The sequence below is a fragment of the Bordetella ansorpii genome (genome assembly GCF_900078315.1).
Taxonomy (GTDB): domain Bacteria; phylum Pseudomonadota; class Gammaproteobacteria; order Burkholderiales; family Burkholderiaceae_B; genus Bordetella; species Bordetella ansorpii.
In genome coordinates, this window is sequence record NZ_FKBS01000017.1 from 280,713 (window position 1) to 299,787 (window position 19,075).

Below are 19,075 nucleotides of genomic sequence, written 5' to 3' on the forward strand. Positions count from 1 at the left end.
CGCCTTCCCTATTGCCGCCGCTCGTTCAGATCCTGCCAGATCACCAGCAGGAATCCTCCCACCAGGCCCAGATGTTCGAAGAACGAGTTCCCCGCGAAGAACCGGGCCTGCCCCACGGGCATCGTCCAGAACTGCAAGGCCACGAAGGTGGCCATCAAGGTGAACACGGCCAGCGCCAGCGCGCCGATCCAGCGGTACCAGCCGACAAGGATCATGACGGATGCGGCGATCTCGAGCACGATCACCACCACCGCGAAGAACGGCGCCGGCGCCAAGCCGAAATGCGTCATCTCGGCGATGGCGCCCGGGAAGTCGGTCAACTTCACCAGGCCGCCCTGCAGATACGCCGCGCAAAGCCCCAGATAGGCGATGAAGCGCGCGAGACGCCCGCCCAGCACGGGCCGCGCGACGTTGGACAAAGAGGTCGAGAGATTGGACATGGCTTCGATCCTTTACACAGCCCAGCAGGAGCAACCCAGCGCGCCGAAGAACGACTTGTGGTCTGCCGCCGGCACGCTGGACGCCCAGGCGTTCACATGGCTGTGGCCATGCAGGCCGCACGCGCTGGCGCACCCGCACGCCGCCGCGAAGCGCTTGTATTCCAGCGAGTTGCGGCCCGCGCCCTCGGGGTCGCCCCAGGCCGCATAACCGCCGAACAGCCGCGTGGGCGACCAGTCGGGCATGGCGGGCGGTGGCGCATTTTCATCCAGCGCCGCGAAGTCGCCGGCGCCGAAAACCACATGGCCGCCCACGATGGTCAGGTCCGAGGTCAGGAACGAGATTTCCTCGTCCGCCACGGCGAAGAAGTCCTTGGACGGCACGATCATGTCCGCGAACTGTCCCACCTGGATACGGCCGCGCTTGCCCTCGTCGTTCGAGAACCACGCCACGTTCTCCGTCCACATGCGCAGCGCGGTCTCACGGTCCAGCAGGTTCTTGTGCGGATACAGCGGCATGCCGCCCACCGTCTTGCCCGTCGTCATCCACGACAGCGATATCCACGGGTTGTATGAAGCCACCCGCGTGGCATCCGTACCCGCCGAGATCTTCACGCCCTTCTCCAGGATGCGCTTGACCGGCGGCGTGGCCTGGGCAGCTTTGGCGCCATATCGCTCGACGAAGTACTCGCCTTGGTAAGCCATGCGGTGCTGGACGGCGATACCGCCGCCCAATGCGGCGATGCGGTCGATCGACTTGTCCGAGATCGTTTCCGCGTGGTCGAAGAACCAATTGATGCCGGTCAGCGGCGTATCGCGATGCACCTTCTCGAACACGTCCAGCGCGCGCGAGATCGTCTCGTCATACGTGGCGTGCAGGCGCCAGGGCCACTTGTTCTGCACCAGCACGCGCGCCACCTCTTCCAGCTCGCCCTCCATCTCCGGCGGCATGTCGGGCCGCTCGACCCGGAAATCCTCGAAGTCGGCGGCCGAGAACACCAGCATCTCGCCCGCCCCGTTGTGGCGGAAGTAATCGTCGCCCTGCTTGTACTTCACGGACGATGTCCACTTCAGGAAGTCCTCCTTTTCCTGTTTCGGCTTCTGCGTGAACAGGTTGTAGGCCAGGCGCACCGTCATCTGGTCGTCGTCCGCCAGCTTCTGGATGACCGCGTAGTCGTCCGGATAATTCTGGTAGCCGCCGCCAGCGTCGATCACGCCTGTCACGCCCAGGCGGTTCAGCTCCCGCATGAAATGGCGGGTGGAGTTCAACTGGTAATCGAACGGCAGCTTGGGGCCCTTGGCCAGCGTGGAATACAGGATGGTGGCGTTGGGCCTGGCCAGCAACAGGCCCGTCGGATTGCCGTTCGAATCACGGATGATCTGCCCGCCCTCGGGATCGGGCGTGGTCTTCGTATAGCCCACCACCCGCAGCGCGGCGGCGTTCAGCAGCGCGCGATCGTACAGATGCAGCAGGAAGACCGGCGTGTCGGGTGCGACGGCATTGATCTCTTCAATGGTCGGCAGCCGCTTCTCGATGAACTGATGTTCGGTGAAGCCCCCCACCACGCGCACCCACTGCGGCGCTGGTGTGTTGGCAACCTGGCGGCGCAGCATGTCCATGGCGTCGGCCAGCGAACGCACCCCGTCCCAGCGCAACTCCATGTTGTAGTTCAAGCCACCGCGCACTACGTGCGTGTGGTTGTCGTAAAGGCCGGGCAGCACGCTCTTTTTCTTCAGGTTCACCAGACGGGTGTTCGTGCCGGCCAGGCGCAGTACCTCTCGGTCGCTGCCCACGGCCACGAAACGGCCGGCCTTGACGGCGACGGCGCCCGCGTCGGGATTGGCGCGATCCAGCGTGGTGAAGCGGCCGTTGTAGAAGATGACGTCCGGCGGACCTTCCGGCAGCGGCGCGCCGGGCGCGGTCAGCGAACCGGCGATTGCCCGGCCGCCCAGCACGCCATTCAGCGCGAATGCGGATGCCAGCGTAGATGCCGCACCCAGGACTTGTCGACGCGAAGCCATGCCACTCTCCTCATGTATTTAGCGGCATGTAGGTTTTCATGGTGGCGCGTCGCGGACAATCGCACCTTGGGTGGGCGACCCTATACCAACGGCGTATAGCGAAGCAAGGGCCGAAAAGGGTAAACCGCCCCCCACAGATGGTTTCCCTCCGACTTCCCGGGGGCAGCCCCTATGGCTTCGGCCTTTTGCCTATGGGGGAGTGTTTACCGCGTCAAGCGCAGCCTTCCACGTAAGCCAGCACAGGCATCGTGCCGACGTGTATGAAGCTCACCTTTCCGTCCTGGCCTATCTCGAACCGCAAGGCCGAACTGCCATTGGGCGCATTCGGCGCGGTCAGGTACTTGGCTGGCGCGCTTTCGTACTTGTGGGGTTCCGAGCGGAAACCGGCGAACCACTGATTCACTTCCTTCTCGGTGGCGCCGGTGCCGATACCTTCGGCCAGTTTCACATCCGATCGTTTGCCGACCGTGATGCGCTGGACCTTGCCATCGACAACCATGCCGTACACGCCGGGATAAGCAGGCGAGCTGACGGTGCGGCATTCGGCACCCGTCTGCGCGCCGCGCTCGGCCCATGACGTGCCTTTGGGCACGGGTTGGCCGATGCGCAAGTCGCCCAGGCCCTCCAGGCCGATGACTTTTGCGGAAGCGGCGGGAGTCGAGCTGGCGGCGGCAGGCGCCGGTGCGGCGGCTTGCCCGGCGGTGGACGGCGAGGCCGACCCTTGCGCGACGGGCTTGCTGCCGCTTGCCGGGGCCGCAGCCGATTTATCCGTGTCGGCTGAACACGCGCCCAATGCGAAAACCAGGGAAATCGCCGGGGCCAAGACTGCCAGGCGTCCGTGCTTCATGGGTTTCACGCTGCGCATCGGAGTGCTCCTTCAACTGATTTCAGACCACGTCATCTTAGCCGCCGCGGACAGGGCTCCTGGGGACAACGGATGACAACTGGAAAGCAACAACTGGCCGCGTTCACCCAAACACAGAAGGTCGCCATCCTCCAGTCCGGCACCCCGGAAGCGATCTTCGATGCCGGATTTTCCGGGGCTTACACGCGGACCCTGGCACGCCTGACCAAGGCGGGCGAGCAAGAACGGGAACTGACCTGCCGGCCGCTGAGGGCCATGGCCGGGCAACCTTGACACACGGTGCGCGTGCTCATCAAACGTGTGATGAGCACGATCCTATGATCCGAGCGCCCATTCGGCCCGCACGCGTTCTTCATGATCTTGGGGCTCGTCAGCCGGTGCCACGGCGGTCACCCGCCCGGCCTCTGTCCGGCAGACCTGGGCACGGTAGACGAAGGCATTCATCGCGGCATGGATGTCCAGCCGACGCTTGGGATGACTGTGCCGGACTCGCGGCCGCGCAGAAAAGTGGCCCTTGTCTACAGGCGCTCAGCCCCCCGCGCATCAAAAATCAGAGCTTATAGCCGCCGCTCGCTTCGATCACCTGGGCCGTCACCCACCGGCTTGCGTCGGATGCCAGGAACGCCACCACCGCCGCCACCTCCTCGGGCTCCCCGAAGCGACCCAGCGCGGTGTCCGATTCGATGGCCTGCACCATGCCTGCACTCTCGCGAACCGCGGCATTCATGTCTGTCCGTATCCATCCCGGCGCCACGGCATTCACCGTGATCCCACGCGGCCCCAGTTCCGAGGCGAGCGAATGGGTCAGGTTGTTGACGGCAGCCTTGGCCATGGAATAGATCGGCACGACCGACAGCGGTCGCGCGCCGGCCCCCGACGAGATGTTGATGATGCGGCCGCCATCGGCCAGACGGCCCAGCGCGGCCTGCACCATGAAAAAAGGCGCCCGGGCATGCACGGCGAACATTGTGTCCCACGCATCAGGCGTCGCGTCCGCCAAGGCGCCCCACCCTGAATTGCCGGCATTGTTGACCAGGATATCGAGCGATCCGCTTCTTTTTCTGTCGGCAAGTTCGCGATCGAATTGTTCGAACAAGGCGGGGATGGCGTGGGTATCGAGCAGGTCCGCCTGAAGCGCGAAACCGCTGCCCCCAGCCTCCTGGATGGCCGCGACCGTTTCATCAGCGCCTGTGCGGCTCTGGCGGTATGTGATGGCGACCGTCGCGCCATCGGCTGCCAGCCGCTGGGCGATCGCGCGGCCGATGCCGCGCGATCCGCCGGTCACCAGTGCCGTTTTGTCGGCGAGCGTCTTCAACATGGATGATTCCTTGAAAGCCTCCGCGAAATGGGCGGAAGAAGAGTTGGCGCCCGGCGGCGCGATGTGTCGATCATGCCGCCGGGGATGGAATGGCGGCGTCAGGTGACGCATGCCTCAGCGCTGGACGGTGGCGGCGCTGGCAAGCTCGAGGAACAGGGCCACGTGGATCGGCGGCAGCCCTTCCAGCGTTCCCCCGATGGGTGACGGGCGCTGGGTCTGGGCGATCAACGTTTGTGCTGCCTTGGCGGACAAGGGTTCGCCCGGCTGCAGATAAGCCGTCTTCGCCTCGCGATCCGTCAACCCCTCGGGAATCGACGGCGTGTACGGCCAGAAGTAGATGGGCGTATTGGGCTCGATGCGCCAGCTTTCGGCCAGCGAGCCCGCATCCACCACGTCGTAGCCCACCGCCTGGATGAAGCGCGTGACGGCCTGCTTGGCGGCCGCATCGTCACCAGCGACAGGCAGCGTCGTCCGTTCTGCATGCCCGGGGGGCCGGGCGTTGTACTGCATGTGGTGCCAGCCCAGGTTGTGCATTCCCTTGACCACCTTCGCGCCCCGAAGGCGGCGCTGCACCAGCTCGCTGGACGTCAGTTCGCCCGCATCGAGATCCGCGCGGCGGAAGTTGCCGATGCCGGGGTAGTAGTTCGTCTGATCCAGGACGACCTTGCCGGCCAGCCTGTCGGCGGGCAAGCTCTCGTACGCCGCCAGGGGGATGGCCAGCGACACGATGTCGCCCGCCGCGATCGCTTCCTCGACCAGACCTGCGCGGGCCAACGGCCCCAGTTCCTCGATCAGCCCCGCGAGAGACCCGGGGCCGCGCGAGTTGCTGATCACGACCCGATAGCCGGCCGCGACGGCCAGGTGCGCGACGGCTTTGCCGACGAGGCCCGCGCCAATGATTCCGATGGTTTGCGTCATCTTGCCTATCCTTTTGTAGAAACGCGGCGGAAAACCCGCCTATGCAATGCAACGTGCATGCGGCGCACGCCGCGGTTCAGGCGATCCGTTCGCGAACGACGGGACCAGGGTTCGCCTCGATGATCGACACGCCCAGGCGGATCAGCTCCGCATCGCCACGGAATTCGTTGAGCGCGACGTGATGCAGCAGCACGCCCAACTGCTCCAGTTGGCGGGCGGCCTCGAGTGGACCGGCATTCACCGGCCTGAAGCCCGCGTCCTCGATCAAGCCCCGCACGACCAGCCCGGCGTCGGCATCGTCCGTCGCGTAGAGCACGCTGGGCTTGACCGGAGCGGCGGTCCAGGCGGCGGCCTCGAGCACCGGGGCGGCCAGCAGGCTGAACGCCTTCACCACCCGCGCGCCGGGCAGGCGCTTCTGCAGATAGTGCGCGGTCGAGTTGTCGCGCATGAAAGCCCGATCATGGAAATGGACGAAGTCGGCAGTGACGCCCAGCGGATTCATGGTCTCGATCACCACCTTGCCGTCCAGCGCCTTGCCGACGGCGTCGATCACAGCGTCCACCCGTGGCCAATAGACCGAGAACAGCGCCGCCTCGCCGAAGGCGGCCGCCTGCTCGATGGAGCCCAGGCGGGCGCTGCCGCCCAGCTCGGCCAGCAGCGGCGCGAGCTTGCGGTCCTCGCCGTCCTTGGCCAGCACCAGGCTATGCCCCGCCGCTGCCCAGGCCCGCGCCAGGCGGCTGCCCACGTTTCCGGTATTCAGGATTCCTATCTTCAACACGTCCTCACAGTTCGATCTTTCAATTTCCAGGGGCCGGCGGCGGGCCTGCCCGGGCCGGTCTTGCGGCGGCTCGGATACAGCTGCCGCCTGATGGATCGAACTGTAGATTTGGCGTCGATATTGATAAATAGGCCGAATAGCCACACACTGTTGTCCATGAATACATCAATCGACCTGTCCGAGATGCGGGCATTCGTGGCGGTGGTGACCGACGGCTCGTTCACGACGGCAGCCGAGCGGCTGGGCACCGACAAAGCGCGCGTCAGCCGCATCGTGCGGCGCATGGAGGAAAAGCTCAGCGCCCGGCTGCTTACCCGCTCGACGCGGCGGCTGAGCGTGACCGAAGTCGGGCGCGATTACTTCGAGCGCGCCGTCTGCATCCTGAGCGCCGCGGAAGCGGCCGAGGCGGCGGTGGCGCAACAGGCCAGAGAACCCAAGGGACTGCTCAAGGTCACGGCGGGCAGCGAATTCGGCACGATGGTCGTCGACGGATGGATCGCCGACTTCCTGCGGCTGGCGCCGAAGGTGGCCGTGGAAGCGGAGTACACGAACCGTATCGTCGACATCATCCACGAAGGCTTCGACGTTGCGATCCGCGTCGGCGCGTTGCCGGATTCGGGGCTGTCGGCGCGCAAGCTCGGCGAGGTGGACTATGGGTTGTATGCGGCGCCCGGCTACCTGAAGCGCGCGCCGGCGTTATCCGGGACGAGCGACCTGAAGCACCACGATCTCATCATGAAGACGCTGCGTGGGCGGTCCAGTTGGGCGCTGGTGAACGGACCGGATACGCACACCATCGAGGCCGCGCCGCGCGCGGCGGTCAACAGCACGATTTCCGCGAAGAACCTGGCGCTGGCAGCCGTGGGCGTGGCGCAGTTGCCCAGGTTCATCGCGCGGCCGTATGTCGAGCAAGGATCATTGCGCGCCGTGCTTCCAGGATGGGCCGAAACGCCGGCCCCCGTGCATGCGGTGTTCGCGTCCAGCCGGTATATGGATCCGAAGGTGCGGAGGTTCGTGGATTACTGCCTGGAGGCGTTCACGGGCGGCGCCGAACGTTAGGGCATCGACGGGACGCACCACGCCTTCTTCGATCAGCTTTTCAAGGCTGCGCCGGGGCACGCGGGCAGCGCGTGGATTCGCCGGAGTTGGCGCAGACGGTGTTCGCGCCCCACCAAGGGGGGACGCCGTTTGATGGGGATGTGATCCGGTCGCTGTATCTGTAGAAAACAGCGCGGCGCAACAGAACAGATGGAAGCTAAGCTGGGCGCCGCGAACCCCGCACGGAAGAAGTGATCTTCCGTGCGGGGTTCGCGGATCTTTCGTCGTGTCCAAACATCCCCCTCTCACGAACATCATGCTCAAGATTCTCGGTAAACGATCATCCATCAATGTGCGCAAGGTGATCTGGACCTGCGCGGAACTGGATCTGCCGTTCGAGCAGGAAGACTGGGGAAGCGGGTTCCGTGACGTGAACACGGAGGCGTTCAAGGCGCTGAATCCCAATGCGATGGTGCCGGTGCTGATCGACGGAGATTTCGTGCTCTGGGAATCGAACAGCATCCTGCGCTACCTGGCCAACCAGTATGGCGATGGGAAGCTGTATCCTCAGGACGCCAGGGCTCGCGCAAGAGTCGATCAATGGCTGGATTGGCAGGCGTCGGATCTGAACCGGGCCTGGAGCCATGCCTTCATGGCGCTGGTCCGGAAATCGCCGGATCACCAGGATCCAGCGCAGATTCAGGCCTCGTTGAACGCCTGGACACGCTTCATGTCCATCCTGGATGGCAGGCTCGGTGAAACCGGGGCATACGCCGCGGGCCCTGACTTCAGCCTGGCCGACATCGCCCTCGGGCTGTCCGTGCATCGCTGGTTCGGGACGCCGTTCGATCATCCTCGGCTCGAAGCCGTCCAGGCGTATTACCAGAAGCTCGCCAGCCGTCCTGCCTTCGCCGCGCATTGTGCGGCCCACCCCTGACGCCCCCAGGACCGCGCCTTTCGCTTCGCGGCCATCGCCCACATCGCGAACGCTCGGCCCCGGCAAGCTCGACCCGGCCTTACGCCATGGATGTGTTGGTGAAGCGAGGCGGCTCGGCGCGAGCGCGGTACTGCTCTATCCACTTCACCGACTGCGCGATGCCCCCAAATGGAAAGAAATGCAGGCTCACCTTTCCATGCGCCGGCGTCAGACCCGCGGCCAGCCGATCGACAAAAAGATCCGGCCCCGCCGTGCCAAGCAGCTTGCCGATCGAGATGCCGTACTTGGACCACATCGATGCGCACGCGCTGACGCCGCACAACGCGGCGTAGCGCGCCAGCACCGCAAGGCTCGCCGGGCCCGGCACGCCCACGCGCACGGGATGTTCGATGCCTCGCTCGCGCAGCGCTTCCAGCCACCTCAACACGATGTCCGCATCGAAGACGAACTGCGTGAAGATCAAGGGCGCCATGCCACGCATTTCGATGCTGCGGCATTTGCGTGCCAGCACCTCCCATTGCTCGGCCAGGCTCATTGCCGAATGGCCTTCCGGATGGCCACCCACGCCGATGACCGTGATGCCCGCGCGCTCGAAGACACCCGTTTCGATCAGGGAGGCACTATCGGAAAACGGCCCGATCGGCGTAGACGGATCCCCGGCGATCACCAGGCAGCGTTCGACGCGGGCCTCGTCGGCTGCGCGCTCGACGAACGAGCGAAGCTGCCCCAGCGAGGCGATGCGGCGCGCGGAAAGATGCGGCATGGGCTCGAAGCCGAGTCCGCGCACGGCGCGCGCCGCGGCCAGTCGGACGTCATCGTCCTCGCTTGCCAGATAAGGAATGGAAACGGTCGAGGCAGGCAATATCCGGGGCGCCGCGGCGGCCAGCGCGGGAAGGTCCTTCGTGCTGGCTTCGAACGAGTAGTCCTCGGTAATGCGGCTTGCAGGTCTGGGCTGATCGGGTTGAATCAAGGGACTTGCCGTCGCTGGCGAACGTGCCATCACTTGGCACCCTGCGCAAGGGCGGCGAACGCAGGCTGACGCGCCAATTCGATGAAAGCCCGCACATAATCAATGCCGGTCTCCGACTCGCGCGCGCCCAGGAAGATCTGCTTGGCGATGCCGCGCACGCCCAGCCTCACGGGCACCACGTCCATCCTGGCCGCATACTCCTCGACCAGCCAGCGCGGCAGCGCGGCCACCCCGCGGCCGCTGGCCACCATCTGCACCATGATGTCGGTGGTCTCGATGGCCTTGTGGCGCTTCGGCGTGACGCCGGCGGGCAACAGGAACTGGTTGTAGATGTCCAGGCGCTCGATATCCACGGGATAGCTGATGAGCACTTCCTGCGTCAGTTGCTGGGGCTTCACGTACGCCGCCGACGCAAGCGCATGCCCCTTGGGCACGACCAGCACCTGCTCGTAGTCGAACACCGGCTCGAACTTCAGCCCTGGCTTGAACAAGGGGTCGGGCGTGACCAGCAGGTCGATCTCGTAGCCAAACAGCGCGCCGATCCCGCCGAACTGGAACTTCTGCTTCACGTCCACATCCACGTCGGGCCACGCGGCCAGATAGGGCGAGACCACTTTCAGCAGCCACTGGTAGCAAGGGTGGCACTCCATGCCGATGCGCAGCGCCCCGCGCTCGCCCTGCGCGAACTGGCCCAGGCGCTCTTCGGCCAGATCCAGTTGCGGAAGCACCCGGTTGGCCACCGCCAGCAGATATTGCCCCGCCTGCGTCAGGCGCAGGCTGCGCCCTTCGCGCAGCCAGATGTCGGTGCCCAGTTGCTGCTCCAGCTTCTTCATGCTGTGGCTCAGGGCCGATTGGGTGAGGTTCAGCACGCCCGCGGCGGCCGTCAGCGACCCCTGCTTCTCGACCTGCTGCACGATGCTGAGATGGATGCGCTCAAGCATTCAAATGAACCAAATTCATGGATTTGTGAAATAAAACCATTTTACTTCATCGTGACCGATCTTTACCATGCGTCCCTGTTGTGCGTTTGCTTGAGTACGAAAAGGCTCAGGGCGAGGTCGGCCGGACTTCCCGGCGCCGCACAGATCCACCCTATGAGAGCAAACATGACACGTCCACTCCGTCTCGTAGCCGTTTCCGGCGGAATGCAACGCCCCTCGAAGGCCGCGGCCCTGGCGGAACACCTGCTGGACCTGATGGCCGGCGAAGTCCCGTGCGAACAACGCCTGGTCGAACTGGGTCACCTCGCCCCGCAACTTGCCGGGGCGGTCTGGCGGTCCCAGTTGCCCGATACGGTGGAGCGCGAGCTTGCGGCGGTCGAACAAGCGGACATCCTGGTGGTGGCCACGCCGGTCTACCGCGGCTCGTACACGGGACTGTTCAAACACTTCTTCGACTTCATCCACCAGGATGCCCTGATCGACAAACCGGTCTTGCTGGCCGCCACCGGCGGCAGCGAGCGCCATGCCCTGATGATCGATCACCAGTTGCGGCCCCTGTTCAGTTTCTTCCAGGCGCGCACATTGCCGCTGGGCGTCTATGCGACCGACAAGGATTTCGTCGATTACCGCCTGCGGGACGAGGCCCTGATCCAGCGGGCCAGGCTGGCGGTCGAACGGGCCTTGCCATTGATCGGATTGACGCTGGACGCAAGATTTTCCGCCGCCGAGGAAGCGGTCGCGGCCTGAAGCAAGGCCCATTCCAAAAAACAAACAGCTCCGACTTTATTGCGGGAACCAGAGCGTCAGAACACCATGACCCAAGCATTCACCTTCAGCATCAAAAGCCTCCGCTTCGACGAAAACTACCAGCCGTCGGACAACACGCGCATCACCACCAATTTTGCCAATCTGGCCAGGGGCACGAGCCGCCAGGAGAACCTGCGCAACACCCTGCGCATGATCGACAATCGATTCAACAGCCTGGCAAATTGGGACAATCCGAACGGGGACCGCTACGCCGTCGAACTCGAAATCATCTCCGCCGAGATGACGATTGGCGCTGAAGGGGGAAACGGCGTCTTCCCGCTGATCGAGATCCTGAGACCCAATATTCTCGACAAGAAGACCAACGAACGCATCGAAGGCATCCCGGGGAATAATTTCTCGTCCTACGTGCGCGACTACGACTTCAGCGTCGTGCTGACGGAGCACAACAACAACAAGCCCGCCTTCAGCATGCCGGAGGATTTCGGCGATCTGCATGGCAAGCTGTTCAAGCACTTCCTGAACTCGGATGCCTACAAGGCGCGCTTCAGCAAGTCGCCTGTCATCTGCATCAGCGCCTCGAGCAGCAAGACCTATCATCGCACCGAGAACCGGCACCCCATCCTGGGGGTCGAGTATCTGCAGAACGAGTTTTCGTCGACGGACCAATACTTCGCCAAGATGGGGCTGCAGGTCCGCTACTTCATGCCGCCCGGCAGCGTTGCGCCCTTCGCCTTCTACTTCCGTGGCGACCTGCTGGGCGACTACACCAACCTGGAACTCATCGGCACCATCAGCACGATGGAGACCTTCCAGAAGATCTACCGCCCCGAGATCTACAACGCCAACTCGGCAGCGGGAAACCTCTATCGGCCGAGCCTGAAGAATCAGGATTACTCATTGACCCAGATTGTCTACGACCGCGAAGAGCGTAGCCAACTGGCCGTCAAGCAGGGAAAGTTCACGGAAGAGCACTTCATCAAGCCGTACCGCAATGTGCTCGAGCAGTGGGCCGCCGCCAACCCCTCCCTGTGACCAATCAATAAAACCAGGATCATCCGTCATGAAAAAATTGTTGCCCACCTCCACCGCCGGCAGCCTGCCCAAGCCCTCCTGGCTGGCCCAGCCCGAAAAGCTCTGGTCGCCCTGGAAGCTGCAGGACGAGGAACTGCTCGAAGGCAAGCACGACGCCCTGCGCCTGTCGCTGCAGGAACAGCAGCACGCCGGCATCGACATCGTCAGCGACGGCGAGCAGACCCGCCAGCATTTCGTCACCACGTTCATCGAGCACCTGAGCGGCGTGGATTTCGAAAAGCGCGAGACCGTCCGGATCCGTGACCGCTACGACGCGAGCGTGCCGACCGTCGTCGGCGCCGTCAGCCGCCAGAAGCCGGTGTTCGTCGAAGACGCCAAGTTCCTGCGCCAGCAGACCAAGCAGCCCATCAAGTGGGCCCTGCCTGGTCCCATGACCATGATCGATACGCTGTACGACGCCCATTACAAGAGCCGCGAGAAACTGGCCTGGGAATTCGCCACGATCCTGAACCAGGAAGCGCGCGAACTGGAAGCCGCCGGCGTCGACATCATCCAGTTCGACGAACCCGCCTTCAACGTCTTCTTCGACGAAGTGAACGACTGGGGCGTGGCCACCCTGGAGCGCGCGATCGAGGGCCTGAAGTGCGAAACCGCCGTGCACATCTGCTACGGCTACGGCATCAAGGCCAACACCGATTGGAAGAAGACGCTGGGCTCGGAATGGCGCCAATACGAGGAATCCTTCCCCAAGCTGCAGCAGTCGAACATCGACATCGTCTCGCTGGAATGCCACAACTCGCATGTGCCGATCGACCTGATCGAACTGATTCGCGGCAAGAAGGTGATGGTGGGCGCCATCGACGTGGCCACCAACAACGTCGAAACGCCCGAGGAAGTCGCCAACACGCTGCGCAAGGCGCTGAAGTTCGTCGATGCCGACAAGCTCTATCCGTGCACCAACTGCGGCATGGCGCCCTTGCCTCGCGCAGTGGCCAGAGGCAAGCTGAGCGCGCTGAGCGCGGGCGCGGAGATCATCCGAAGAGAACTCTCGGCCTGATGCCGATGTGAAGCCGCAGCGTGTCAGGAGGAATCCAGAACACGCGCGGCATTTTTTGCGTTGTACGCCACCAGCCTTGCAAGACGGATCACGCCAACGCCCGCCCAATCTCGGCCAGTCGCCTGACGATGGGATCGATCACTGCGGCACGCGCCCCCAGTTGCTTGGCAATGGCGCCGAACCGTGGCGCCAATGACAGCATTCCATCGATGATGCCGGACGCCTGCGCAGGTTCGATCCGATAGGAATCGGCCAGGCGCAGCAGATCGGCCCTTACCGGATCCCTCGAACTTCCGCCGGCAAAGGTAAGCGTGTGATAGCCGCCCGGCCCTTCCATGTAGGTCAGGTCATAGGCCGGCGAAATCGCCCAACGCTGCCGCCCGTCGAGGATGAAGGCGAAGTTCTTGGCGTGATCATCGCGAACACTCATGGCGGCATTGAAGACTGCACGCGTATAAGCCTGCAGGTAGTCGCTTTCAGGCACTCCCAAACGAGCCATCACCTCCGCGATATTGACGTAGTCCAGGCCAATCTCGCGATGCGAGAAGTGGATCATCCCGCCAAGCGTGTGGCAATGCGTGCGGCACTGCCCCATACGATCAAAACGGCGTGTGGCGAACGCGGGCTTCCCATTGATGTCCAGCAAGCAGCTATCCATCACATCTAGCCCCGCTTCCCGTGCGCACTCCATGTAGGCCTGCTCCAGCACAGGGGCATCCACAGGCTCATCCCTGGCCGCGAACTTGATAAGCCAGGAGGAATAGCCCGCAGGCGCAATTCCGGTGGTTACCCTTGCCCGCCGCATGCTTGCGTCCAGATCCACCATGATCTTTGGCCGAGCGCCTTGAGGGGAACTGCCCGCGGTCAAGAGGGCCCTGGAAACGTCTGCCAGCGCACCATCGATCGCGGCCTCCACCTCGTGGCCCAGCGCATCCAGGGAGATCTCACCCTCCGCGGCGCTCTCCATGACCGGCTTGAAGCTCAATGCGCCCCACGCCCGGTCGGCGATGAAAGCCAGGCGGGCCGCGGGCGAGATGAAGCGCGGATCGATCTCCTGCCGGACGATTGCCTTATCCATCAGGTACCGGCCCCAACCATCAGGAAGGGCGTCATTCAACAGCCCGGGCAAGCCTTCGAAATCCTGCGGGAGACTGCGCTGTTGCGCGCTCGACCAGACACCCTCGACGGTCGGCAGCACAAGGGGCGACAAACGGAGGTCCTGCGCGATGGCCTGATCGCTCCATTCAAAGAGGGTGCGCCGTGCAGAAACTTCATGGTTCAGGTGCCCCGCCAGCACGGGCTGCGCCAGATAATGAGCCCAGACCTGCACCCGATGAATCGGAGACGCCAACCAGGCTTTATCAAACATCAGTTCCCCGCCTTGCTTCTGACTCGTTTATGGAGAGACGTTACCGACCCACCCATCTCCACATAGCGTTGGTGGGAATCGAGGTCAGGGAAATGAGGGGATTCGAGCATCCTGATAAGGTCGGAGCCATGCCCGAATGCAAGCAGCAGGCGCAGAAGGCTTTCACCTGAGATAGGGTCTCCCTTCTCCACGGCTTTGACGGTCTGCACCGAAACGCCAGCACGCTCTGCCACGTCGGCTTGCCGCCAGTCGAACGCCACGCGCTGTCGGCGCAGGCGTTCTCCGATCTGCTGCGAGACCTCTGGCATGTCGCTCAGGGTCGGCTCGTAGCCCTGATCCGCCCGCAAAAGATCATCTAGTGTCTTCATAGACGGCATGGTATTCCCCTCAACAAGGTATTTCAACAGATACCTTATGGGGATCAAGGCTGATACCCATAGGAGCAAGAGGCAGGAGTTTGATTGAACTCGCCACTAACGTTTGATCGAGCAGACCGGACCCGCTACCGCCAATTCGATTTCCGTTCTTCTCTTTCAGCCCCTTCCACCACCCGCGCCGACTGCTCAGTCCTGCACCGCGCTCCCCGCCGCGGCGGCCCGCGCCACGTGCAGCTTCCTGTAGCTGTCGATCAGGCGGTGGTGCCTGTCCAACCCTTCCAGCTTCATGCTGGTGGGCGTCAAGCCGAAGAAGCGCACCGAGCCGTCCACGCTGCCCATGACCGCGTCCATCCGGCCGCGGCCGAACATGCGGCGGAAGTTGACCTCGTAGTCGTCCAGCTCCATCTCGTCATCGAGCACCACCTCCAGCACCACGTTCAAGGCCTGATAGAACAGCCGGCGCTCGACCGTGTTGTCGTTGTATTGCAGGAAGGCTTCGACGAATTCCTTTGCTGCCTCGAAGTCCTTCAAGGCCAGTTGGATCAGCAGCTTCAGCTCTAGAACGGTCAATTGGCCCCAGACGGTGTTCTCGTCGAACTCGATGCCGATCAGCGTAGCGATGTCCAGGTAGTCGTCCAGGTCGTTGGACTCCAGGCGTTCGAGCAGCGCGGCCAGGGCCGCATCGTCCAGACGGTGCAGGTTCAGGATATCTTCGCGGAACAACAGCGCCTTGTTGGTGTTGTCCCAGATCAGATCGTCCACCGGGTAGATCTCGGAATAGCCCGGCACCAGAATCCGGCAGGCCACGGCGCCCAGTTGGTCATAGGCGGCCGTGTAGACCTCCTTACCCATGTCCGCAAGAATGCCGAACAAGGTAGCGGCTTCCTGGGCATTGGAGTCTTCTCCCTGGCCCGAGAAATCCCACTCCACGAACTCGAAATCGGCCTTGGCGCTGAAGAAGCGCCACGACACCAGGCCGCTGGAGTCGATGAAGTGCTCGACGAAGTTATGCTCGTCCGTCACCGACTCGCTGGAGAAAGTGGGCGCCGGCAGATCGTTCAGGCCTTCGATGCTGCGGCCTTGCAGCAGTTCGGTCAGGCTGCGCTCCACGGCCACTTGCAGGCTGGGGTGCGCGCCGAACGAGGCGAAGACGCCGCCCGTCTTCGGATTCATCAGGGTGACGCACATGACGGGATAGGTTCCGCCCAGCGACGCATCCTTCACCAGCACCGGGAAGCCTTGCTCTTCCAGGGCCTGGATGCCAGCCAGGATGCTGGGGTACTTGGCCAGCACCTCTTGCGGCACGTCGGGCAAGGCGATCTCGCCTTCCAGGATTTCGCGCTTGACCGCCCGCTCGAAGATTTCGGACAGGCACTGCACCTGCGCCTCGACCAGCGTGTTGCCGGCACTCATGCCGTTGCTGACGAACAGGTTTTCGATCAGGTTGGACGGGAAATACACTGTCTCGCCGTCCGATTGCCGCACAAAGGGCAGCGAGCAGATGCCGCGCTCGGTATTGCCGGAGTTGGTGTCGTACAGATGCGTGCCCAGCAGCTCGCCATCCGGGTTGTAGATGTCCAGGCAGTACTCATCCAGGATCTCTGCGGGCAGCTTGCCCTTCTTGCCCGGCTTGAACCAGCGCTCGTTCGGGTAATGCACGAACGGTGCGTTGGCGATGTCCTCGCCCCAGAACACGCCCGCGTAGAAGTGATTGCAGTTCAGGCGCTCGATGTATTCGCCCAGGGCCGATGCCAAGGCGCTTTCCTTGGTGGCGCCCTTGCCGTTGGTGAAGCACATCGGCGAGTGCGCGTCGCGGATATGCAGCGACCATACGTTGGGGACCAGGTTGCGCCACGAGGCGATCTCGATCTTGATGCCCAGGGCCGCCAGGATGCCCGTCATGTTGGCGATGGTTTCTTCCAGCGGCAGGTCCTTGCCGGGGATGAAGGTGCGGGCTTCGGCGTCGGGCTTGATCGTCAGCAGCGATTGAGCGTCGGCATCCAGGTTCTCGACTTCCTCGATGACGAAGTCGGGGCCGGCCTGGACCACCTTCTTGACGGTGCAGCGCTCGATCGAGCGCAGGATGCCGCGGCGGTCTGCCTCTTCTATGTCCGCCGGCAGTTCGACCTGGATCTTGAAAATCTGCTGGTAGCGATTTTCCGGATCGACGATGTTGTTCTGCGACAGGCGGATATTTTCGGTGGGGATATTGCGCGTGACGCAGTAGAGCTTCACAAAGTAGGCCGCGCACAATGCCGAGGATGCCAGGAAATAGTCGAACGGTCCCGGCGCCGAGCCATCGCCTTTGTAGCGGATCGGCTGATCCGCCACGACCGTGAAGTCGTCGAACTTCGCTTCGAGACGCAGCTTATCGAGAAAATTGACTTTGATTTCCATGGTGAAACTCTGAAAGTGGTGCGGGAAGCGCCTGTCCGTATTCTGGTGCTCGGGGCGGTCAAAAATTGCCAGACGCGAGTGCTCGCAGCACCATGGCGCCCCTCTCATTCAAATCAAAAGGGCCGAGACCTGTGTGATACAGGACTCAGCCCAGTCTCGCTTAGCCTTGACTACCGAACGTTATGAGTCCGTTCATGGCACGGCTTTCATGGTCGATCCACCAGCGAGTATTGCTGCGGGAAGTTATTCCCACTCAATCGTCGCCGGCGGCTTGCTCGACACGTCGTACACCACCCGATTGATCCCACGCACTTCGTTGATAATCCGCGACGACACCTTCGCCAGCAACGCATGCGGCAACGGCGCCCAATCAGCCGTCATGAAGTCGAACGTCTGCACGGCACGCAGCGCAACCACGTACTCATACGTACGCCCATCCCCCATCACCCCCACCGACTTCACCGGCAGGAACACGGCAAACGCCTGCGACGTCATGTCGTACCAGCTCTTGCCGCTGTTCTCATCGATGGTGCTGCGCAACTCTTCGATGAAGATCGCATCCGCACGGCGCAGCAGATCAGCGAATTCCTTCTTCACCTCACCCAGGATACGCACGCCCAACCCCGGGCCCGGGAACGGATGGCGATACACCATCGACGGCGGCAGGCCCAGCGCCACCCCCAGCTCGCGGACTTCGTCCTTGAACAGCTCACGCAGCGGTTCGAGCAGTTGCAGGTTCAGCGTATCCGGCAACCCACCCACATTGTGGTGCGACTTGATGGACGTCGCCTTGCCCGTCTTGGCGCCAGCCGACTCGATGACATCGGGATAGATCGTGCCCTGAGCCAGCCACTTGGCGCTCTTGAGCTTGCCCGCCTCGGCCTGGAACACCTCGACGAACTCACGCCCGATGATCTTGCGCTTGGCTTCCGGATCCGCCTGACCCGCCAGCTTGCCCATGAACTGCTCGGTGGCATCGACGTGAATGATCTTCACGCCCATGTTCTCGGCGAAGGTCTGCATGACCTGCTTGCCTTCGTCCAGACGCAAGAGGCCGTGGTCGACGAACACGCACGTCAGCTGGTCGCCGATGGCCTTGTGGATCAGCGCGGCGGCGACGGACGAGTCCACGCCGCCCGACAGGCCCAGGATGACTTCGTCGGCACCGACCTGCTCGCGGATGCGGGCGACGGCTTCCTCGACGTAGTCGGGCATGTTCCAGTCGCCCGTGCATCCGCAGATGTCGTTGACGAAGCGGCCCAGCATCGCCTTGCCCTGGACGGTGTGCGTGACCTCGGGGTGGAACTGCACGGCGTAGAAGCCGCGGTCTTCGTCGGCCATGCCGGCGATGGGGCAGGACGGCGTGGAGGCCATCAGCTTGAAGCCCGGCGGCAGTTCGGTGACCTTGTCGCCGTGGCTCATCCAGACCTTCAGCATGCCGTGGCCTTCGGGCGTGGTGAAGTCGGCCAGGCCTTCGAGCAGCTTGGTGTGGCCCTGGGCGCGCACTTCGGCGTAGCCGAATTCGCGGTGGTCGGAGTAGCTGACCTTGCCGCCCAATTGGTGCGCCATGGACTGCATGCCATAGCAAATGCCCAGCACCGGCACGCCCAGTTCGAACACGGCGGCGGGCACGCGCAGCGAGCCTTCGTCGTAGGCCGAGGCATGGCTGCCCGACAGGATGACACCACGCACGCCGGCTTCCTTCTGGGCACGGACGAAGTTGTCGTCCACGTCGCCGGGATGGATCTCGGAATAGACGCCGGCCTCGCGGACGCGGCGGGCGATCAACTGGGTAACTTGCGAACCGTAGTCCAGGATGAGAATGCGCTGGTGCATGGTGACTCTGCCGGT

Annotated in this window: 18 protein-coding genes; 6 read left to right on the plus strand and 12 right to left on the minus strand. The window is 63.5% G+C overall.

Going from position 1 to position 19,075, the window contains the following annotated elements:
- Positions 1 to 8: 8 nt before the first annotated feature.
- The 3 genes from A7W11_RS16295 to A7W11_RS16305 all read right to left on the minus strand — a co-directional run bounded on the left by A7W11_RS16295 (position 9) and on the right by A7W11_RS16305 (position 3,324).
- Positions 9 to 440: a DoxX family protein gene (locus A7W11_RS16295; RefSeq protein ID WP_066415204.1), complete on the minus strand. Its 432-nt coding sequence runs from the start codon at positions 438 to 440 to the stop codon at positions 9 to 11.
- Positions 441 to 452: 12 nt separating this feature from the next.
- On the minus strand, positions 453 to 2,459 hold the full coding sequence (locus tag A7W11_RS16300; protein WP_082887289.1) for an amidohydrolase: 2,007 nt from the start codon (positions 2,457 to 2,459) through the stop codon (positions 453 to 455).
- Positions 2,460 to 2,670: 211 nt separating this feature from the next.
- Positions 2,671 to 3,324 carry a hypothetical protein gene (locus A7W11_RS16305; RefSeq protein WP_218188607.1) on the minus strand — a complete coding sequence of 218 codons (654 nt, stop codon included), beginning with the start codon at positions 3,322 to 3,324 and terminating at the stop codon, positions 2,671 to 2,673.
- A gap of 72 nt (positions 3,325 to 3,396) precedes the next feature.
- On the opposite strand from A7W11_RS16305, the gene A7W11_RS16310 reads away from it, so the two are divergent.
- Positions 3,397 to 3,597 carry a hypothetical protein gene (locus tag A7W11_RS16310; RefSeq protein WP_066415205.1) on the plus strand — a complete coding sequence of 67 codons (201 nt, stop codon included), beginning with the start codon at positions 3,397 to 3,399 and terminating at the stop codon, positions 3,595 to 3,597.
- Positions 3,598 to 3,874: 277 nt separating this feature from the next.
- On the opposite strand, the gene A7W11_RS16315 is transcribed toward A7W11_RS16310, so the two are convergent.
- The 3 genes from A7W11_RS16315 to A7W11_RS16325 form a co-directional block, all read right to left on the minus strand.
- The gene (locus A7W11_RS16315) at positions 3,875 to 4,642 is read right to left on the minus strand and encodes an SDR family NAD(P)-dependent oxidoreductase (protein WP_066415208.1); all 768 of its coding nucleotides are present in this window, start codon (positions 4,640 to 4,642) and stop codon (positions 3,875 to 3,877) included.
- A gap of 114 nt (positions 4,643 to 4,756) precedes the next feature.
- A complete protein-coding gene (locus tag A7W11_RS16320) occupies positions 4,757 to 5,560 on the minus strand; it encodes an NADPH-dependent F420 reductase (protein ID WP_066415221.1) in 804 nt (267 codons plus the stop codon).
- Positions 5,561 to 5,636: 76 nt separating this feature from the next.
- Complete coding sequence (locus tag A7W11_RS16325) at positions 5,637 to 6,338, minus strand: NADPH-dependent F420 reductase (RefSeq protein WP_218188608.1); 702 nt, start codon at positions 6,336 to 6,338, stop codon at positions 5,637 to 5,639.
- Between the two features lie 156 nt (positions 6,339 to 6,494).
- Here A7W11_RS16325 and A7W11_RS16330 point away from each other — a divergent pair, with 156 nt between their 5' ends.
- Complete coding sequence (locus A7W11_RS16330; protein WP_066415226.1) at positions 6,495 to 7,397, plus strand: LysR family transcriptional regulator; 903 nt, start codon at positions 6,495 to 6,497, stop codon at positions 7,395 to 7,397.
- Positions 7,398 to 7,692: 295 nt separating this feature from the next.
- Positions 7,693 to 8,313, plus strand: a complete 621-nt coding sequence (locus tag A7W11_RS16335) for a glutathione S-transferase family protein (protein ID WP_066415228.1) — start codon at positions 7,693 to 7,695, stop codon at positions 8,311 to 8,313.
- 79 nt (positions 8,314 to 8,392) lie between these two features.
- Here A7W11_RS16335 and A7W11_RS16340 read toward each other — a convergent pair whose 3' ends face one another.
- The gene (locus tag A7W11_RS16340; protein ID WP_235816892.1) at positions 8,393 to 9,283 is read right to left on the minus strand and encodes a methylenetetrahydrofolate reductase; all 891 of its coding nucleotides are present in this window, start codon (positions 9,281 to 9,283) and stop codon (positions 8,393 to 8,395) included.
- Between the two features lie 29 nt (positions 9,284 to 9,312).
- Positions 9,313 to 10,224: a LysR family transcriptional regulator gene (locus A7W11_RS16345; RefSeq protein WP_066415236.1), complete on the minus strand. Its 912-nt coding sequence runs from the start codon at positions 10,222 to 10,224 to the stop codon at positions 9,313 to 9,315.
- Positions 10,225 to 10,389: 165 nt separating this feature from the next.
- Between A7W11_RS16345 and msuE the strand changes: the two genes are divergently transcribed.
- The 3 genes from msuE to A7W11_RS16360 all read left to right on the plus strand — a co-directional run bounded on the left by msuE (position 10,390) and on the right by A7W11_RS16360 (position 13,081).
- Entirely contained in the window at positions 10,390 to 10,971 is a 582-nt protein-coding gene (gene msuE, locus A7W11_RS16350; RefSeq protein WP_066415238.1) for an FMN reductase, read from the plus strand.
- Positions 10,972 to 11,037: 66 nt separating this feature from the next.
- Complete coding sequence (locus A7W11_RS16355; RefSeq protein ID WP_066415243.1) at positions 11,038 to 12,024, plus strand: DUF1852 domain-containing protein; 987 nt, start codon at positions 11,038 to 11,040, stop codon at positions 12,022 to 12,024.
- Between the two features lie 28 nt (positions 12,025 to 12,052).
- Complete coding sequence (locus tag A7W11_RS16360) at positions 12,053 to 13,081, plus strand: methionine synthase (RefSeq protein ID WP_066415246.1); 1,029 nt, start codon at positions 12,053 to 12,055, stop codon at positions 13,079 to 13,081.
- An 88-nt stretch (positions 13,082 to 13,169) separates the two neighbouring features.
- Here the strand turns inward: A7W11_RS16360 and A7W11_RS16365 are convergent, their stop codons facing one another.
- The 4 genes from A7W11_RS16365 to guaA form a co-directional block, all read right to left on the minus strand.
- Entirely contained in the window at positions 13,170 to 14,450 is a 1,281-nt protein-coding gene (locus A7W11_RS16365) for a type II toxin-antitoxin system HipA family toxin (RefSeq protein ID WP_066415248.1), read from the minus strand.
- Positions 14,450 to 14,818, minus strand: a complete 369-nt coding sequence (locus A7W11_RS16370) for a helix-turn-helix domain-containing protein (protein ID WP_066415252.1) — start codon at positions 14,816 to 14,818, stop codon at positions 14,450 to 14,452. Before A7W11_RS16370 ends, A7W11_RS16365 begins: the two co-directional genes overlap by 1 nt.
- Before the next feature lie 195 nt (positions 14,819 to 15,013).
- Positions 15,014 to 17,224, minus strand: coding sequence for an OsmC domain/YcaO domain-containing protein (locus tag A7W11_RS16375; RefSeq protein ID WP_066415254.1), 2,211 nt, complete (start codon positions 17,222 to 17,224; stop codon positions 15,014 to 15,016).
- A gap of 243 nt (positions 17,225 to 17,467) precedes the next feature.
- Positions 17,468 to 19,060, minus strand: a complete 1,593-nt coding sequence (gene guaA / locus A7W11_RS16380) for a glutamine-hydrolyzing GMP synthase (RefSeq protein WP_066415255.1) — start codon at positions 19,058 to 19,060, stop codon at positions 17,468 to 17,470.
- Positions 19,061 to 19,075: the final 15 nt, after the last annotated feature.

Bases quoted from the DNA above. Each gene is read 5' to 3' on its own strand.
- A7W11_RS16295 (WP_066415204.1), bottom strand. From the start codon at position 440: ATGTCCAATCTCTCGACCTCTTTGTCCAACGTCGCGCGGCCCGTGCTG.
- A7W11_RS16300 (WP_082887289.1), bottom strand. From the start codon at position 2,459: ATGGCTTCGCGTCGACAAGTCCTGGGTGCGGCATCTACGCTGGCATCC.
- A7W11_RS16305 (WP_218188607.1), bottom strand. From the start codon at position 3,324: ATGCGCAGCGTGAAACCCATGAAGCACGGACGCCTGGCAGTCTTGGCC.
- A7W11_RS16310 (WP_066415205.1), top strand. From the start codon at position 3,397: ATGACAACTGGAAAGCAACAACTGGCCGCGTTCACCCAAACACAGAAG.
- A7W11_RS16315 (WP_066415208.1), bottom strand. From the start codon at position 4,642: ATGTTGAAGACGCTCGCCGACAAAACGGCACTGGTGACCGGCGGATCG.
- A7W11_RS16320 (WP_066415221.1), bottom strand. From the start codon at position 5,560: ATGACGCAAACCATCGGAATCATTGGCGCGGGCCTCGTCGGCAAAGCC.
- A7W11_RS16330 (WP_066415226.1), top strand. From the start codon at position 6,495: ATGAATACATCAATCGACCTGTCCGAGATGCGGGCATTCGTGGCGGTG.
- A7W11_RS16335 (WP_066415228.1), top strand. From the start codon at position 7,693: ATGCTCAAGATTCTCGGTAAACGATCATCCATCAATGTGCGCAAGGTG.
- A7W11_RS16345 (WP_066415236.1), bottom strand. From the start codon at position 10,224: ATGCTTGAGCGCATCCATCTCAGCATCGTGCAGCAGGTCGAGAAGCAG.
- msuE (WP_066415238.1), top strand. From the start codon at position 10,390: ATGACACGTCCACTCCGTCTCGTAGCCGTTTCCGGCGGAATGCAACGC.
- A7W11_RS16355 (WP_066415243.1), top strand. From the start codon at position 11,038: ATGACCCAAGCATTCACCTTCAGCATCAAAAGCCTCCGCTTCGACGAA.
- A7W11_RS16360 (WP_066415246.1), top strand. From the start codon at position 12,053: ATGAAAAAATTGTTGCCCACCTCCACCGCCGGCAGCCTGCCCAAGCCC.
- A7W11_RS16365 (WP_066415248.1), bottom strand. From the start codon at position 14,450: ATGTTTGATAAAGCCTGGTTGGCGTCTCCGATTCATCGGGTGCAGGTC.
- A7W11_RS16370 (WP_066415252.1), bottom strand. From the start codon at position 14,818: ATGAAGACACTAGATGATCTTTTGCGGGCGGATCAGGGCTACGAGCCG.
- A7W11_RS16375 (WP_066415254.1), bottom strand. From the start codon at position 17,224: ATGGAAATCAAAGTCAATTTTCTCGATAAGCTGCGTCTCGAAGCGAAG.
- guaA (WP_066415255.1), bottom strand. From the start codon at position 19,060: ATGCACCAGCGCATTCTCATCCTGGACTACGGTTCGCAAGTTACCCAG.